Source organism: Paenarthrobacter sp. AR 02 (assembly GCF_021538675.1).
GTDB lineage: Bacteria > Actinomycetota > Actinomycetes > Actinomycetales > Micrococcaceae > Arthrobacter.
In genome coordinates this window covers 93947-108050 of the sequence record NZ_JAJUKH010000009.1, presented here as the reverse complement: position 1 = coordinate 108050, position 14104 = coordinate 93947, and the positions used below count along the sequence as shown (strand labels likewise).

16 protein-coding genes are annotated in these 14104 nt (G+C 64.8%); 13 read left to right on the top strand and 3 right to left on the bottom strand.

Annotated elements, in window-relative coordinates; genetic code table 11:
- Positions 1-88: 88 nt before the first annotated feature.
- The 3 genes from LRQ04_RS15980 (at position 89) to LRQ04_RS15970 (ending at position 2927) form a co-directional block, all read left to right on the top strand.
- Positions 89-1120, top strand: coding sequence for a LacI family DNA-binding transcriptional regulator (locus LRQ04_RS15980; protein ID WP_235521418.1), 1032 nt, complete (start codon positions 89-91; stop codon positions 1118-1120).
- 5 nt (positions 1121-1125) lie between these two features.
- Positions 1126-1698: an orotate phosphoribosyltransferase gene (gene pyrE / locus LRQ04_RS15975; protein WP_235521354.1), complete on the top strand. Its 573-nt coding sequence runs from the start codon at positions 1126-1128 to the stop codon at positions 1696-1698.
- Between the two features lie 104 nt (positions 1699-1802).
- Entirely contained in the window at positions 1803-2927 is a 1125-nt protein-coding gene (locus LRQ04_RS15970) for an alpha/beta hydrolase (protein ID WP_235521353.1), read from the top strand.
- A gap of 3 nt (positions 2928-2930) precedes the next feature.
- On the opposite strand, the gene LRQ04_RS15965 is transcribed toward LRQ04_RS15970, so the two are convergent.
- Entirely contained in the window at positions 2931-3692 is a 762-nt protein-coding gene (locus LRQ04_RS15965) for a tyrosine-protein phosphatase (protein ID WP_235521352.1), read from the bottom strand.
- Positions 3693-3707: 15 nt separating this feature from the next.
- Positions 3708-4538: an HAD-IIA family hydrolase gene (locus LRQ04_RS15960; protein ID WP_235521351.1), complete on the bottom strand. Its 831-nt coding sequence runs from the start codon at positions 4536-4538 to the stop codon at positions 3708-3710.
- 304 nt (positions 4539-4842) lie between these two features.
- Here LRQ04_RS15960 and LRQ04_RS15955 point away from each other — a divergent pair, with 304 nt between their 5' ends.
- The 4 genes from LRQ04_RS15955 to LRQ04_RS15940 all read left to right on the top strand — a co-directional run bounded on the left by LRQ04_RS15955 (position 4843) and on the right by LRQ04_RS15940 (position 8318).
- Positions 4843-6000, top strand: a complete 1158-nt coding sequence (locus tag LRQ04_RS15955; protein ID WP_235521350.1) for a hypothetical protein — start codon at positions 4843-4845, stop codon at positions 5998-6000.
- A 41-nt stretch (positions 6001-6041) separates the two neighbouring features.
- Positions 6042-6740, top strand: a complete 699-nt coding sequence (locus LRQ04_RS15950; protein WP_374198961.1) for a TrmH family RNA methyltransferase — start codon at positions 6042-6044, stop codon at positions 6738-6740.
- A 136-nt stretch (positions 6741-6876) separates the two neighbouring features.
- Complete coding sequence (gene fbaA, locus LRQ04_RS15945; RefSeq protein WP_235521349.1) at positions 6877-7896, top strand: class II fructose-bisphosphate aldolase; 1020 nt, start codon at positions 6877-6879, stop codon at positions 7894-7896.
- On the top strand, positions 7896-8318 hold the full coding sequence (locus LRQ04_RS15940) for a DUF3151 domain-containing protein (RefSeq protein ID WP_235521348.1): 423 nt from the start codon (positions 7896-7898) through the stop codon (positions 8316-8318). Before fbaA ends, LRQ04_RS15940 begins: the two co-directional genes overlap by 1 nt.
- Before the next feature lie 283 nt (positions 8319-8601).
- On the opposite strand, the gene LRQ04_RS15935 is transcribed toward LRQ04_RS15940, so the two are convergent.
- Positions 8602-9234: a uracil-DNA glycosylase gene (locus LRQ04_RS15935; RefSeq protein ID WP_235521347.1), complete on the bottom strand. Its 633-nt coding sequence runs from the start codon at positions 9232-9234 to the stop codon at positions 8602-8604.
- A gap of 267 nt (positions 9235-9501) precedes the next feature.
- Between LRQ04_RS15935 and LRQ04_RS15930 the strand changes: the two genes are divergently transcribed.
- The 6 genes from LRQ04_RS15930 to LRQ04_RS15905 all read left to right on the top strand — a co-directional run bounded on the left by LRQ04_RS15930 (position 9502) and on the right by LRQ04_RS15905 (position 14081).
- Positions 9502-10161 (top strand): SipW-dependent-type signal peptide-containing protein, encoded by a 660-nt coding sequence (locus LRQ04_RS15930; RefSeq protein WP_235521346.1) that lies wholly within the window; start codon positions 9502-9504, stop codon positions 10159-10161.
- 3 nt (positions 10162-10164) lie between these two features.
- Complete coding sequence (locus LRQ04_RS15925) at positions 10165-10824, top strand: SipW-dependent-type signal peptide-containing protein (protein WP_235521345.1); 660 nt, start codon at positions 10165-10167, stop codon at positions 10822-10824.
- The gene (locus LRQ04_RS15920) at positions 10821-11342 is read left to right on the top strand and encodes a signal peptidase I (RefSeq protein WP_235521344.1); all 522 of its coding nucleotides are present in this window, start codon (positions 10821-10823) and stop codon (positions 11340-11342) included. Before LRQ04_RS15925 ends, LRQ04_RS15920 begins: the two co-directional genes overlap by 4 nt.
- Complete coding sequence (locus tag LRQ04_RS15915; RefSeq protein ID WP_235521343.1) at positions 11329-12027, top strand: hypothetical protein; 699 nt, start codon at positions 11329-11331, stop codon at positions 12025-12027. Before LRQ04_RS15920 ends, LRQ04_RS15915 begins: the two co-directional genes overlap by 14 nt.
- On the top strand, positions 12024-12563 hold the full coding sequence (locus LRQ04_RS15910; RefSeq protein WP_235521342.1) for a hypothetical protein: 540 nt from the start codon (positions 12024-12026) through the stop codon (positions 12561-12563). Before LRQ04_RS15915 ends, LRQ04_RS15910 begins: the two co-directional genes overlap by 4 nt.
- 228 nt (positions 12564-12791) lie before the next feature.
- Entirely contained in the window at positions 12792-14081 is a 1290-nt protein-coding gene (locus tag LRQ04_RS15905) for an adenylosuccinate synthase (RefSeq protein ID WP_235521341.1), read from the top strand.
- Positions 14082-14104: the final 23 nt, after the last annotated feature.

Here is a 14104-nt window from a genome sequence, read left to right as displayed (position 1 = left end):
CTGAACGAAACGCGGGCCGTTCCTGCCCCTTCAACGCAGAAGCGAGGTGCGGATGTCTTCACATGCATCGCACGGCCGACCTCCCGTGATGGGCGACGTTGCCAGGATGGCCGGTGTCTCGCACCAAACCGTCTCCCGGGTCCTGAACAACCACCCGAACGTCAGCAGCAAAACCAAGGAGCGCGTGGAAACCGCCATCGAGCACCTTGGCTACCGCCGCAACACCGCCGCACGCAGCCTGGTGACCCGACGGTCCCGGACCATCGGAGTCCTGGCCTGCGAAACGGGCCAGTTCGGGCCAGCGAACACCCTCCTCGGAGTCGAGCAGGCCGGCAGGGAAGCGGGCTACTTCGTCAGCATCGCCAACCTCCGCGAAGTGACCAGCGAGAGCATCAACGACGCAATCGCACACTTCCGCAACCAAGCGGTGGACGGCATGGTCATCCTGGTCCCGCACCCCGACGTCCTCGCCGTCATGCGCGACGTTTCCGTGCCCGTCCCGATCGTCGCGGCCGGTTCCGGCGCGGGAACCGAGTTGGCTGGTGCTTCCCTGGATCAGCGCATGGGTGCCCGCCTCGCCGTCGAGCATCTGATCGGGCTGGGGCATCGGCGTATTGCGCACATCTCCGGACCGCCCCACTGGATCGACGCCGCCGAGCGCATCAAAGGATGGCAGGAAGCCCTGGGGGCTGCCGGCCTGGATGCCGACGTGCTCCTCCAAGGCGGATGGGACGCGGCCTCGGGCTACCGCGCAGGCCTGGCCCTGGTGGAACACCGCACGGTCACTGCCGTGTTCGTCGCCAACGACCAAATGGCGGTGGGTGTCCTCCGCGCAGTCCAGGAAGCCGGACTCCGGGTCCCCGGCGATATCAGTGTGGTGGGCTACGACGACCAGCCCGAGGCGGAGTACTTCATACCACCCCTCACCACCGTCAAGCAGGACTTCGAAGAACTCGGCAGGCGATGCATGGAAGCTGTGTTGGAACAGCTCGGCGGAGAAAGCGGCAGCGAAGCGCAAATCGTCAGCCCCCGGCTGGTAGTCCGCTCCACCACGGCTGCCCCCACCCCAGACACGGAGCCGGGCCCCGACGACGGCCCCGCTCCGTCCCCACTAAACTAGGACCCATGACTTCCACGCCTGACACTGCCGCTGCCCGTGCCCGCCTTCTTGAACTCATCAAAGAGCTGGCGGTTGTCCGCGGCAAAGTGATCCTTTCCAGCGGAAAGGAAGCCGACTACTACATCGACCTGCGCCGCATCACCCTCCACCACGAAGCCTCCAAGCTGGTGGGACAGGTCATCTTGGCAATGATCGACGACGCCGGCGTTTCAGTTGAGTGCGCTGGCGGGCTCACCATGGGTGCCGACCCCGTCGGTACCGCCGTCATGCACGCCGCCGCAGACGCCGGCCGCGCAGTGGACGCCTTCGTTGTCCGCAAGGCACAGAAGTCCTATGGCATGGGTCGCCAGGTGGAAGGCCCCTCGGTGGAGGGACGCAACGTTGTTGTCCTCGAAGACACCTCCACCACGGGCGGGTCCGCGCTGACCGCCGTCGAAGGTGTCCGCAAAGCAGGCGGCAACGTCGTGGCCGTCGCCGTTATTGTGGACCGCAACACTGGTGCCAAGGAGAAAATCGAAGCCGAAACCGGCGTCCCGTACCTCTTCGCTTTCGGCAAGGACGAGCTCGGCCTCGACTAAAGAATATTGGTGCGGCCGATGCCTTTGTAGGGGCATCTTAAGGGCATTGGCTGTCCACAATCCACGGGGCTGCAAGGCGGCCCCGCGAAGCCTATGCTTGCTGCGTGGACGTTCAAGTAGGGAAGCTCCCGGCGCCGCCGGAGGTGAACGAAGACCTCCCGACGCCGGTGGCTCCGCAGCCGGAGAAAGTTGAGGATCCGGGCTCCTGGGCCCGGATCCTGCCTTACGCTGCCAGGCTCAAGAAGACGTCCCGGCGAAACTTCCTTGTGACGGCCGGGGTGTCCGCCGCGCTCGCCGGGGACATGCTTTTTACCCGCCATGTGCAGGCTGAGCGCCGCGCCACCAAGATCCTCCGCGTCCCCGATTCCTACTCGGACCTGTACTTTCCGAAGGCCAGCTGGATCCTCTTCCCTGGGTACAAGACCAGTTGGGAAGAGGCCCAATGGATCCTCAACTCGCTCCGCCCCGCGCTGCACCAGCGCGGCCGGCTCGCGGCGATCGGGTACTCCAACCTGGGACTGGATGTGGACGAAATCGTCCGCGAACTCATCCTCCATGTCCGCGAACTCGGTCTGGAGAAGCTGTACTTTTATGGCCACAGTTTCGGCGGCATGCTCGCAACCCAGGTTGCCGCCCGGCTGCTGGAGCTCCACGGTGTGGAAACCCAACTGATCGTTCTTGACTCGAGCCCGTTCAGCCGTGCCGACGTGCTGGACCAGAGTTGGTTCGACGGCGTGGTGTTCCTTTACGAGAATGGTTTCCGCATTCCGTCAGTCTTGCGGGGTGGCTACGAACTGGGGGAACGCGTGGCCCACAAGGATGAACGGACCTGGCGGCAGATCCTGGACCAAACCATGGAACAGTTGTCGCCGATCGCGCCGTCCAGCGTTCTCATCCAGACGGAGTCGGCCTATATTTACCACTTTGACGGGCTGCGGCTCGCGGGCAAGATCGGGGGGACCCGGATGGCTTTCATGGGCAACTCCGACGACGGCACCGTGAACTACGAGACGGCCCGTGCTGGCTGGAGCAAAGTCTTCGGAGCCAACATGGCCCTGCCCACGCTCAGCACCGAGGGTGCACGGCCTGCGCACGCCAGCCCGCAATGGAACGGCGGCCTGTACCGGCCGTTGCTGGAAAAAGTCCAGAATGAACTCGATCCGCTGCCTCCGGAACCCGAGATACCGTCCTACAAGGAACCGAACGGCAAGGTCGTCAGGCCCGTCTAGCCGTTAGCGGCCGTCCCTGAGCGCCTGAACCTCGACTTTGGTGAGGCCCGCCTGTTCCAGGAAACGGTGGACATCTCCGAATTCGTGCGTGAAGCCCGCGAGGAAATGCCGTATCGCGGCTTCCGGGCTCTGCAGGATCATGAGGTCCGGGCTGAAATAACTGGAGGGTGTCGAGGGCACGCTCAGACGCCACGTTTCGGCCATGATTTCCAGGACCCCGGGAAGGTTGGCGGTGGTTGCCGTGTAGTCCGCCACCACCTGGTCCTCGGTGCCACCCGTTGCGAGGAGCCCAATGGCCGACACCACTCCTGTCCTGTCCTTACCCAACGAGCAATGCACCAGGGTGCGCTTGCCGCGGGCTACCGGCCGCAGGGCATCCGCTACCCACTCCGGCCGCAACCGGACCCAGCCCAGATACAGCTCCCCAAGGTCCTCGGCCGTTTCAACAGCCTGCAGCGACCCGGCCACGGCATTGGGGTCGAGCGGATTGTTGATGAGCTCGACGTCGGGCGGGACGACGGCGGCTAGCCCACCGCCGTCGTCTGGCCCGGCCACATCCGGCGACGTGATGCTGCCCGAAGCAGTTCCGGCATCACCCACCAGCCATGGAACCAAGGAGCGCTCAAGCTCACTGCGCAGGTCCACTATGGCTTGGATGCCGTGCTCCGCCAGGAAACCGGACGTCGCTGCGGCATCCAGCCCGAACGGCTGGCTCCCCCTGAGTATCCGGCCGCCGGCCAAAGGACGCAGGTTGAGCACAGCCATGGTTGTTGTCCTTACTTAGATTTGGCTCTTGAGATCGGCCACGGAGTCCAGGATCTGGTTGGGCCGGAATGGGAAGGACACGATTTCCTCGCGCTGGGTGATGCCGCTAAGCACCAGGACCGTGTGAAGGCCCGCTTCCATGCCCGCAACGATGTCCGTGTCCATGCGGTCACCGATCATTGCGGTTGTCTCAGAGTGTGCGTCGATCTGGTTCATCGCCGAGCGAAACATCATGGGGTTGGGCTTGCCCACAATGTACGGTTCACGCCCGGTGGCCTTGGTGATCATTGCCGCGATGGCACCCGTTGCCGGCATGGGGCCGTCCTTGGAGGGGCCCGTAGCGTCCGGGTTGGTCGCAATGAAGCGGGCGCCGGCCAGGATGTGGCGAACAGCCATGGTGATCGCTTCGAAGGAGTAGGTGCGGGTCTCGCCGAGGACCACGAAATCGGGATCGGTATCGGTGAGGATGAACCCGGCCTCATGAAGCGCGGTAGTAAGGCCGGCCTCGCCGATGGTGTATGCGCGATTGCCTGAGTCGGATGACTGGACCTGGTCCTTGAGGAACTGGGCTGTGGCCAAGGCCGATGTCCAGATGTTTTCCTCCGGTACTTCAAGCCCCGATGCCCGGAGACGGGCTGCGAGGTCGCGCGGGGTGAAGATGGAGTTGTTGGTCAGGACCAGGAACCGCTTGGAGGTATCGACCCAGCGCTGGATGAGTTCAGCTGCGCCGGGAATCGCCTGGTTCTCATGGACCAGGACACCATCCATGTCCGTGAGCCAGCATTCGATCTCGTGACCGTTCCGGTAAACCGACGTGGACGTGTGGGGCGTGGATTCTTCTGCCATATTTGCCTCCGGCTGGGGTTGTTCCTGCACTGCGTCCCAGTCTTCCATCAATCCGGCAGACAGACATCCCGGGTTGCCGCGTATGTGGATAGTTCTACCCATGTGGAAAAGGGCCTTGACTTGTGCCGCGCGCCCACGACTGAACTACGCTTGGGTGCGGCGCAGGCGTGCTGCCACCGTGGGTCGGGGGATCGACACGGCGGATCCAGGATGCCGCCAGCGCTACAGCAGGTCCCCTTTTACCGCATTGTCCATCGGTTCCCAGTACACAGCCGGTGTCCCACAGCATCTGAAAGGGCCAGCCATGAGCAACGACAACGGGGCACCCCAGCCTCCCTACAACCCCAACGGCGTCCCGCAGCCGCGCTACGGATCGGGCCAGGAGCCCTACCGCCAGTACCAGCCGGGGCAAACCCAGCCGATCTACCAGCCGGAAGAACAGCAGCCGGGCCAGCCGCAGCAGCCACCGACCCAGGCTTTCCCCACGCAGCAGTACCCAGCGCAGCCGGGCAACCCCACCCAGCAGTACCCAGCGCAGGCGTTTCCCGCACAGCCCGGATACTCGGGGCAGCCGGACAACCCCGGCGGACCCCACCAAGGCCCCGGCGACCACAACAAGAAGTCCCTGTTCCTCATCCTCGGCGGGGTCGCCGTCGTCGTTATCATCGCCCTGGTGGTTGCGTTCACGTGGCTCATTCCGTCGATGACCAAGCCGGTCGCTGAGAACACTCCGGCGCCCTTAGCGACCTCATCCAACGAGGCCTCGGAAGCGGCGGCCGAGCCGTCCGCGGAAGCTGAGCCGTCCGGTGACGCGTCGGCGTCCACCGACATGCCTGCCGGTGCCATCCCGCTGCCCGCAGTCTGGGAGCAGCTCGCCGGACCTTCGAACGTCCCGGCCGACGGCGATCCGCTGTTCAGCAAGTGGGTCACTGGCGAATCCTCCTTCCAGTATCTGGCCGAATGGACGCACGACGAATCTTTCGGCATCACCAAGGACCCCACCACAGGTGAAGAGATCCAGAAGAGGGCCCAAGGCACCGTGGAGACCGATGCCGACGGAATCGCGCTCGCCTACGCGTTCTTCGCGGAGTCGGAGGAAGGCAAGTTCGGGAAGAACCCTGAGGACGTCAAGAAGGCAATCAAGGACATCGAAGCCCGCTACAAGAACATGACCGCCACGGAGTTGCCGCAGAACCTGGTGGGCCACAAGTGCGCGTCAGACTTCAAGACCAGCATGCCGGAGGCGCGCGAGTTCCGCCGAGGCGCCGCAGTCGTGGTGGGCTTCACCTGCAACAACGCCCGCGGCGAAGCGATCCAGGCCGTGAACCTGTTTTCGGTGACCCCTTGGGGCACCCCGCAGATGCTGGGTGTCAGCGGACACAAGGAATACTGGGATGCCCACCCGGGACTGTTCGAGCAGCTGGCCAACTCGTACCGCATCAACAAGTGGAAGATGGGCTAGGTCCGGCCAAGCACCAACACGGGCAGGGCTAAAGTTGAGGGGTGACTGACCTTCCCCCCAACACTGCCCTGCCCGCCCCTGCCGAGGACCTGACCGGGACGACGCATGACGGCGAGGCAGAAGCGAAACCCGAGGTCGGCGTCGGGCCTTGGGAAGGTGAGCTGCCCGAAGGTGAGCACTGGGACCCGGACCTTTTGAGGGACGGCGACCGCCGCAACGTGGTGGACCAGTACCGTTACTGGAAGCACGAGGCAATCGTGACCGACCTCGATTCCAAGCGCCACGAATTCCACATCGCCATTGAGAACTGGCAGCACGACCTCAACATCGGCACCGTGGTGCGGACCGCCAACGCGTTCCTCGCCAAAGAGGTCCACATCATCGGACGACGGCGGTGGAACCGCCGCGGGGCCATGGTCACCGATCGCTACCAGCACGTCCGCCACCACCCCACCGTTGAGGATTTTGTCCAGTGGGCTGAGGGGGAGGGGCTGGCGGTGATCGGCATCGACATCTTCCCGGATTCCGTGCCGCTGGAAACCTATGACCTCCCAAAGAAGTGCGTCCTGGTGTTCGGACAAGAGGGCCCAGGCCTCACCCCCGAGGTGCACGACGCCGCCGTCGCAACCCTGTCCATTGAGCAGTTCGGGTCCACACGTTCCATGAATGCGGCGTCGGCCGCGGCGATCGCCATGCACGCCTGGGTCCGCCGGCACGTTTTCCAGCAGCCCGTGTCCTGACCAACTCGGCGGAAGTGTTAAGGGCCCCAGTGACCGGAAACACGGCGTCCCGGCGGATATCGCTAGGATGGTGCTAGCCGTAAGCGGTCTACTCCAGGGCTACCCGCCCACAGACGAATTCAGCATAGGAGTCACCATGCCCATTGCAACCCCAGAGATTTACTCCGAGATGATCGACCGTGCGAAGGCTGGCGGTTTCGCTTTCCCCGCGGTGAATGTGACGTCGTCGCAGACTCTGAACGCTGCGATCCGCGGTTTCGCCGAGGCCGAGTCGGACGGCATCATCCAGGTTTCCACCGGTGGCGCAGCGTACTGGTCCGGTGCTTCGGTCAAGGACATGGTGGCCGGTTCGCTGGGTTTCGCCGCGTTCGCCCGTGAAGTTGCCAAGAACTACAACGTCAACATTGCCCTGCACACGGACCACTGCCCGCAGGATAAGCTGGCGGACTTTGTCCTGCCGTTGCTGTCCGCGTCCGAGGAAGCCGTGAAGGCCGGCAAGGACCCGATCTTCAACTCGCACATGTGGGACGGCTCGCACGAGACCCTGGAAGATAACCTGCGCATCGGCCGTGAACTGCTGCAGCGCGCGGCTGCTGCGAAGATCATCCTCGAGGTTGAAATCGGCACCGTCGGTGGCGAGGAAGACGGCGTGGAGAACGAGATCAACGAGAAGCTTTACACCACCACCGAGGACGCCCTGGCCACGATCGAGGCCCTCGGTGCCGGGGAGAACGGCCGTTACCTGACCGCGTTGACGTTCGGTAACGTGCATGGTGTGTACAAGCCGGGCAATGTGAAGCTTCGCCCGGAACTGCTCAAGCAGATCCAGGCCGAGGTGGGTGCGAAGATCGGCAAGGAAAACCCGTTCGACCTCGTCTTCCACGGCGGTTCGGGTTCTACGGAGCAGGAAATCGCTGACGCTGTTTCCTATGGTGTGATCAAGATGAACATCGACACCGATACCCAGTACGCGTTCACCCGCCCGGTGGCCGGACACATGTTCTCCAACTACGACGGCGTCCTGAAAGTCGACGGCGAAATGGGCAACAAGAAGACCTACGACCCCCGCGTGTGGGGTGCTTCGGCCGAAGCAGGCATGGCCGCACGCATCGTCGAAGCCGCCCAGCAGCTCGGATCCGTCGGCAAGACCTTCTAATGTCCGACGAATTCCGCAAGAACCTAATGGGGCCGGAGCCCACGCTCCTGCCCGCTGAAAACGAGATCTACCAGCACCTGGCCCTCGGCAAGGAAGCACTGGACCTCGTAGCGCAGAACCCGACGTCCTCACTTTTGTGGGCGATCCTCGCCGAGGAAGCCTGGGCGGAAGGCCGGACCATCGAGTCCTACGCCTACGCCCGCGTCGGCTACCACCGCGGCCTGGACTCCCTGCGCCGCAACGGCTGGCGCGGCGTTGGACCCATCCCGTGGGAGCACGAGCCCAACCAGGGCTTCCTGCGTGCTCTCTACGCATTGGGCCGTGCAGCGTCGGCGATCGGCGAAGCTGAAGAGCCCGAGCGGATCGAGAAGTTCCTGAACGACTCTGACCCGAAGGCCAAGGCAGCGATCGAAGCCCGCTAAATCGGACGCAAGCAAGAAACGACGACGGCGGCCCTCACCAAAAGGTGGGGGCCGCCGTCGTGTGTGTTGTGTGGCCCGGTCTGCTTGCTGAACCGGGAGTTTAGGGCGCAGAGCGGGCCCCGCAACGAAAGTGTGTGTGTTGTGTGGCCCGGTCTGCTTGCTGAACCGGGAGTTTAGGGCGCAGAGCGGGCCCCGCAACGAAAGTGTGTGTGTTGTGAGGCCCGGTCTGCTTGCTGAACCGGGAGTTCAAGGCGCAGAGCGGGCCCCGCAACGAAAGGGGTGACTAGGCCTTGCGCGGGATACCCGTGCGGGCCATCGCCTCGGCGTACGCACCGTGGATGGCGTCCAGGTATTCCTGCTGGCGTGCCGGGGTACCGGCGAAGGAGCGGCCACCGAGGGAACGGACCTTGAAAGTCTTGAAGCCGCGGCGGGCGATGCTGGCCGGTGCGGCCTTCATGAGCTGGTCGGCGAGGCGGTGGGCCTCGTTGCCGTGTGCCACCAGCGCGGAGGTGCGGGGCAGGAGCTGGAGAAGGCGCAGCAAGGGCTTGAGGCCCTCGGTGATGTTTGCCGGAGTGAGCTTGCCGGGTTCCTCGTTGGGCTCGATCCAGGGGTACGCGTTCCACGGGATCATGAGCTCGGGACGGAGCCCCAGCTGCCACTGCATGCCCAGCATGCGGGTGGTTGCTTCGGCGTCACCCGGTGTGATGAAGCCCTCGCCCGAGGTGGTGCGCTGATTGGAGAAAAGGCTGACGATGCGGCAGTCGTCCATGCTGTGGGCGGGGTCGATGTAGAGGACCTCGCTGCCTGGCTTCTGTTCCTTGATGGAGTCGCACAGCTCGTTGACCTCAGCGATGTGGGGTTCGTAGCGGCGGTTCCAGAGGAGTTCTTCGGGTGATTCAGTCGCCAGGTCTTGCATCAGGGGTTGTGTCTCCTAGGTGTTACAGCGCACCAGTCCGAGCGGCCGCGGGCATGCCGCAGCAAAATCTCAGGGGGTGCTGTTGGGGGCTAACTAACCTTACCGGACTAAGCGGGTGAACGGGGCCCGCTCCGGCGCGCCTCCAAATGCGACACGGCGTGTTGCCCTGGAAACGTGTCGGGCGTCTCGACAGCTGGATTAACCCTTAAGTGCAGGTCACCGCCTCCGTCACCGGGCTGAGTGGATCATGGGTTCGAAGAGGCAGCCATGTTGATACCCGTCGACGCCGACATTGATCTTGGGGGAACCATGTTCGCACAGGAAACAACCACAGCCGAAGCCAGCCAGCGCCTCCGTAAAGCGCCGAAAATCAGGGCGATCCTGGCCGGTGGATTGGTCCTCGGAGTGGGCGCGGCCATCACCTTGGCAGCCTGGAATGACTCCGAATTTGCCCAAGGCACCTTCACCGCGGGTGCTTTCAACCTTGAGGGCAGCACGGACGGATCCGATTTCGGCGAGAACCCGGTGACCGCGCCGGCGACGCTCGGCTTCACCGCGAACACTGCCAACATGGCTCCCGGCGACGTTGTCACGGCACCCTTCGCCGTCCGGCTGGACAGCACCACAACCAGCGACGCCACAGTTACCGTGTCCACGGAAACCTCCACAGGCGGCCTCGTGGGCCTCACCTACGCCTTGACGCAGTCGACGGCGTTCGGCTGCGGCCAAGCGGTGACAGCCACGTTGGTTCCGGCCGGCCAATCATTGGGTACGACGCCGGGCAGCGTCACCTTTGCGTTGACCCAAGGAGCCGGGACTGACCCTGGCGCACCGGTCAACCTATGCTTCCGGATCACGGCCGATCAGGACCTGGTCCAATCCCAAACCGGGAGCACCACCTGGGAATTCGCGGCGCAATCGCAGTGATCCATGGGTCGCCGACAAGCCGCAAGCAAGCCCAGCGCAGCTTACCTCCGCCTGCGTGCGCTCCTCGCAGGGGCATTGGTGCTGGGAGTGGGCAGCTCCGTGACGCTGGCCTCCTGGACTGACAGCGACTTCGCTGCCGGTTCCTTCGGCGCGAGCGTATTCCAAACGGAATCCAATGCCTCCAAGCCATACGACGTCCAGGGCGCGTGGAGTGCCAACGACATCTCCCCGGGAGCCACGCTGGTTTTCACCGCATCCGCCATGAGCCCCGGAACGGTGGTTTACGCACCGTTCGCCATCCGGACCAAGGCCGCGTCGGTTGCCGGCGAAGTGGTGCTCGGAACGCCTGCCGTGACCAGCAGCGGGACGGGGAACGCGGACTTGGGGGCCGCCCTTCGCTACCGCGTAATCCGTTCGGCCACGTGCCAGGCGTCGTCCTTCACGGGAACGCCCACCTTTGTGGTGGGCAGCGACGGGGCCAAGCCGTTCACGCAGGGGCAAGCGGCCGGCGTCGTGAATTCCTTGGCGGCCGCCACCGCCACCCTCCCCGGTGCGCCGACGCAATTCTGCTTTGAAGTGACGCTGCCCGCGGGTGCCAACAACGCCCTTCAAGGCCAGACAGCCACGGCCATCTGGCACTTCACCTCAACGTCCAGCTCATGAGCCGCCACCCGTACCGGAGCCGACTGCGGGAAGCCGTGCTGAATGTCGCGGCCGCTGGGGGTGCTGTCTGCATTCTCGCGGTGGTCTGTGCGCTGCTGTTCAACATCACCCTGATCATGTTCAAGACAGGATCCATGGCGCCGACCATCCCGGCTGGTTCCGTTGCCGTGGTGCGGGAGATCCCCGCAGGCGAGATCAACGTTGGCGATGTTGTGACGGTGGACAGGCCCGGGAAGCTGCCCATTACCCACCGGGTCCAGAGCGTGGCTCCCGCCGGAGGGAACGCGCAGGCCATCACCATGAAGGGCGATGCCAATTCCGAGCCCGATCCAGCGCCGTATGTGGTGGAACGTGTCCGTCTGGTTCTTTGGTCGGTGCCCGGGCTGGCGCGCCCCGTGGCCGCGGCCGCCAACCCGGTGGTTCTCGGTGCCACCACCGTTGCTGTGTCGGCTTTGGTGACGTGGGTACTGTGGCCGCGGGATGTGCGGCGCAGAAGCGGTCAGCATGTTGCGGCGTAGTGTGGTTTTGCTGTCCGTGCTGGCGGGCGCGTGCCTGTTGGGACCGGCTCCCGCGGTTGCGGATGGCGGGCCTTCCGGCTGGTTGGAGCTCGACGCCGGTCCCGCTGGGCAGGGGCATCGTCTCACCCCGGGCGGGAGCGCGGATTGGGAAGTCGATGTCCGGGTCCGTGGCGAGCCCGCGAAATCACTCCACCTCGGGCTGCAATCCGAGCCGGCGCTGACCGGTTCGCTGCGGGATTACCTGACCGTAGGGCTTCGTTCCTGCACCCTGCAATGGGCTGGGAGCACCTGCTCCGGTGCCCAACGCGTCCTGATGGAACCCGCAGCGCTGGCCACCGCGGAGGGTGTGCGGGTGGACCTCATGGACCCCGGGAGCCTGGAGGCTGCAAGCGCCCATGTCCTGGTGACCGCAACCTTGGCCAAGGACGCGCCCCGGGACGTCCAGGGCAGCAGGACGCACATCGTCGTGGGCGTCCACGGTTCCGGGGACGACGCAGATGGAGCTGGCGCCGGGGGCGGCCCGGGCGGGAACGCCGGAAACGGGACCCCTCCCGGAATGCCAACCCGACCGCCGTCGGGCGTCCTGGCCGACACCGGAGCCCGGCTGGGCGGGTTCGCAATCCTGGCGTTGGTGGCGGTAGCCGCGGGATTCGGGCTTGCCCGGGTGCGGGGTGCCGCAGAATGAACCTGTTCTTGAAGACCCGGGCGGCGTTCCTGCTTGCTGCGCCGCTCGCCGTAGTGCTGGTGGTGTCCAACCCGCCTGCCGCGACGGAAGCGGCGTGGCAGCAGGAGACGTACGGAACGGGAACGTTCGGCACCATCACCATCCCCGCCCCTACCTTGAACGGCACGTGCACCTACAACCCGGGCATCGCGGGCCTTGGCGCCTATGTGCGGATTTTTTGGAAACCGCCGGCGGGCTACACCCTGGCCAATGCCGAGATGCAGGCCTCCACCAGTGGATTGGGTTCCTTGCTTGCGCCGCTGACGGGCTTCTCCATCACCTCCAGCACCACGGGGTCGGCGGCCGCCGGTTACGTCACGGACGTTCCGGTCAATCTCCTGGGCGGCCTCCTGGGCCTTGGGACAGAGCTCCAGCTGGCAATCGTCGTCCGGGATCCCGTGAATCTTTGGGTGTCCAAGCCGGCGTCCGTGGCAACGAACGCGGGGCCCATCGCCGGGTTGGGCGCCAGCTGCCGGAACCTCCCGCCGGGTACCTGACCACGTGCGGCGCCGCCGCGCACAAAACTTCACCCGACCGCCGTCGAACGTTCCTTGACACCAGACTTTCAGGCCGCATCCGCTAAACTTGGCTGGTAAGAGCCCCGAACTCTTGCGTTGGTCACCGCCCGCGGTGGGCTGCACCGGTTATGTCGGGGCATTCTCATGTACGGCGCCAGGCCCCGGTCATCCCGCTGGGGTCAGCCCGAAAGAATGGGGGAGGATCCCATGCCCGCTATCGTGATCGTCGGAGCCCAGTGGGGCGACGAAGGCAAAGGCAAAGCAACCGATCTGCTCGGTGGCCGCGTTGACTACGTGGTCAAGCCCAACGGCGGTAACAACGCCGGGCACACCGTGGTTGTTGGCGGTGAGAAGTATGAGCTGAAGCTCCTTCCCGCGGGCATCCTGAGCCCCAACGCAATTCCCATTATTGGCAACGGCTGCGTGGTGAACCTGGAGGCACTGTTCCAGGAAATCGACGGCCTTGAGGCCCGCGGCGCGGACACGTCCCGCCTGCGCGTTTCGGCCAACGCCCACCTCGTTGCGCCCTACCACCAGGTGCTGGACAAGGTGACCGAACGCTTCCTCGGCAGCCGTGCGATCGGCACCACCGGCCGCGGCATCGGGCCGGCGTACATGGACAAGGTGGCCCGCCTGGGTATCCGCGTCCAGGATGTTTTCGACGAGTCCATCCTCCGCCAGAAGGTGGAAGGATCGCTGCGCCAGAAGAACGAACTGCTGGTCAAGGTGTACAACCGCCGCGACATCATCGCGGACGAGATCGTGGAGTACTTCCTGTCCTTCGCCGAGCGCCTGCGCCCGCTGGTCATCGACAGCACACTGGTCCTCAACAACGCGCTGGACGAGGGCAAGGTTGTGCTCATGGAAGGCGGCCAGGCCACATTCCTGGACGTTGACCACGGCACCTACCCGTTCGTGACCTCGTCCAACCCCACGGCAGGCGGCGCCTCCGTTGGCTCGGGCATCGGGCCCACCCGCATCTCACGCTCGATCGGCATCATCAAGGCCTACACCACCCGTGTTGGCGCTGGCCCGTTCCCCACCGAGCTCTTCGATGAGATGGGCGTTTACCTGCAGAAGACCGGCGGCGAATTCGGTGTGAACACCGGCCGTCCCCGCCGCTGCGGCTGGTACGACGCCGTACTGGCCCGCCACGCTTCCCGCGTCAACGGTTTCACGGACTACTTCGTCACCAAGCTGGACGTGCTCACGGGCATCGAGCAGATCCCCGTTTGTGTTGCCTACGACGTCGACGGCGTGCGCCACGACGAGATGCCCATGACCCAGACCGAGTTCCACCACGCAGTGCCGATCTTCGAGTACTTCGATGGCTGGACCGAGGACATCACCGGCGCCCGCACCCTGGAAGACCTGCCCGAGAATGCCCGCAACTACGTGCTGGCACTGGAGAAGCTTTCCGGTACGCGCTTCTCCGCCATCGGCGTTGGCCCGGACCGCGACCAGACGATTGTTGTTCACGACCTGATCAACGACTGATTGCTGCAGCAGGCCAGGGATCC

Bases quoted from the DNA above. Each gene is read 5' to 3' on its own strand.
- LRQ04_RS15980 (WP_235521418.1), top strand. From the start codon at position 89: ATGGGCGACGTTGCCAGGATGGCCGGTGTCTCGCACCAAACCGTCTCC.
- pyrE (WP_235521354.1), top strand. From the start codon at position 1,126: ATGACTTCCACGCCTGACACTGCCGCTGCCCGTGCCCGCCTTCTTGAA.
- LRQ04_RS15965 (WP_235521352.1), bottom strand. From the start codon at position 3,692: ATGGCTGTGCTCAACCTGCGTCCTTTGGCCGGCGGCCGGATACTCAGG.
- LRQ04_RS15960 (WP_235521351.1), bottom strand. From the start codon at position 4,538: ATGGCAGAAGAATCCACGCCCCACACGTCCACGTCGGTTTACCGGAAC.
- LRQ04_RS15955 (WP_235521350.1), top strand. From the start codon at position 4,843: ATGAGCAACGACAACGGGGCACCCCAGCCTCCCTACAACCCCAACGGC.
- fbaA (WP_235521349.1), top strand. From the start codon at position 6,877: ATGCCCATTGCAACCCCAGAGATTTACTCCGAGATGATCGACCGTGCG.
- LRQ04_RS15940 (WP_235521348.1), top strand. From the start codon at position 7,896: ATGTCCGACGAATTCCGCAAGAACCTAATGGGGCCGGAGCCCACGCTC.
- LRQ04_RS15935 (WP_235521347.1), bottom strand. From the start codon at position 9,234: ATGCAAGACCTGGCGACTGAATCACCCGAAGAACTCCTCTGGAACCGC.
- LRQ04_RS15930 (WP_235521346.1), top strand. From the start codon at position 9,502: ATGTTGATACCCGTCGACGCCGACATTGATCTTGGGGGAACCATGTTC.
- LRQ04_RS15925 (WP_235521345.1), top strand. From the start codon at position 10,165: ATGGGTCGCCGACAAGCCGCAAGCAAGCCCAGCGCAGCTTACCTCCGC.
- LRQ04_RS15920 (WP_235521344.1), top strand. From the start codon at position 10,821: ATGAGCCGCCACCCGTACCGGAGCCGACTGCGGGAAGCCGTGCTGAAT.
- LRQ04_RS15915 (WP_235521343.1), top strand. From the start codon at position 11,329: ATGTTGCGGCGTAGTGTGGTTTTGCTGTCCGTGCTGGCGGGCGCGTGC.
- LRQ04_RS15910 (WP_235521342.1), top strand. From the start codon at position 12,024: ATGAACCTGTTCTTGAAGACCCGGGCGGCGTTCCTGCTTGCTGCGCCG.
- LRQ04_RS15905 (WP_235521341.1), top strand. From the start codon at position 12,792: ATGCCCGCTATCGTGATCGTCGGAGCCCAGTGGGGCGACGAAGGCAAA.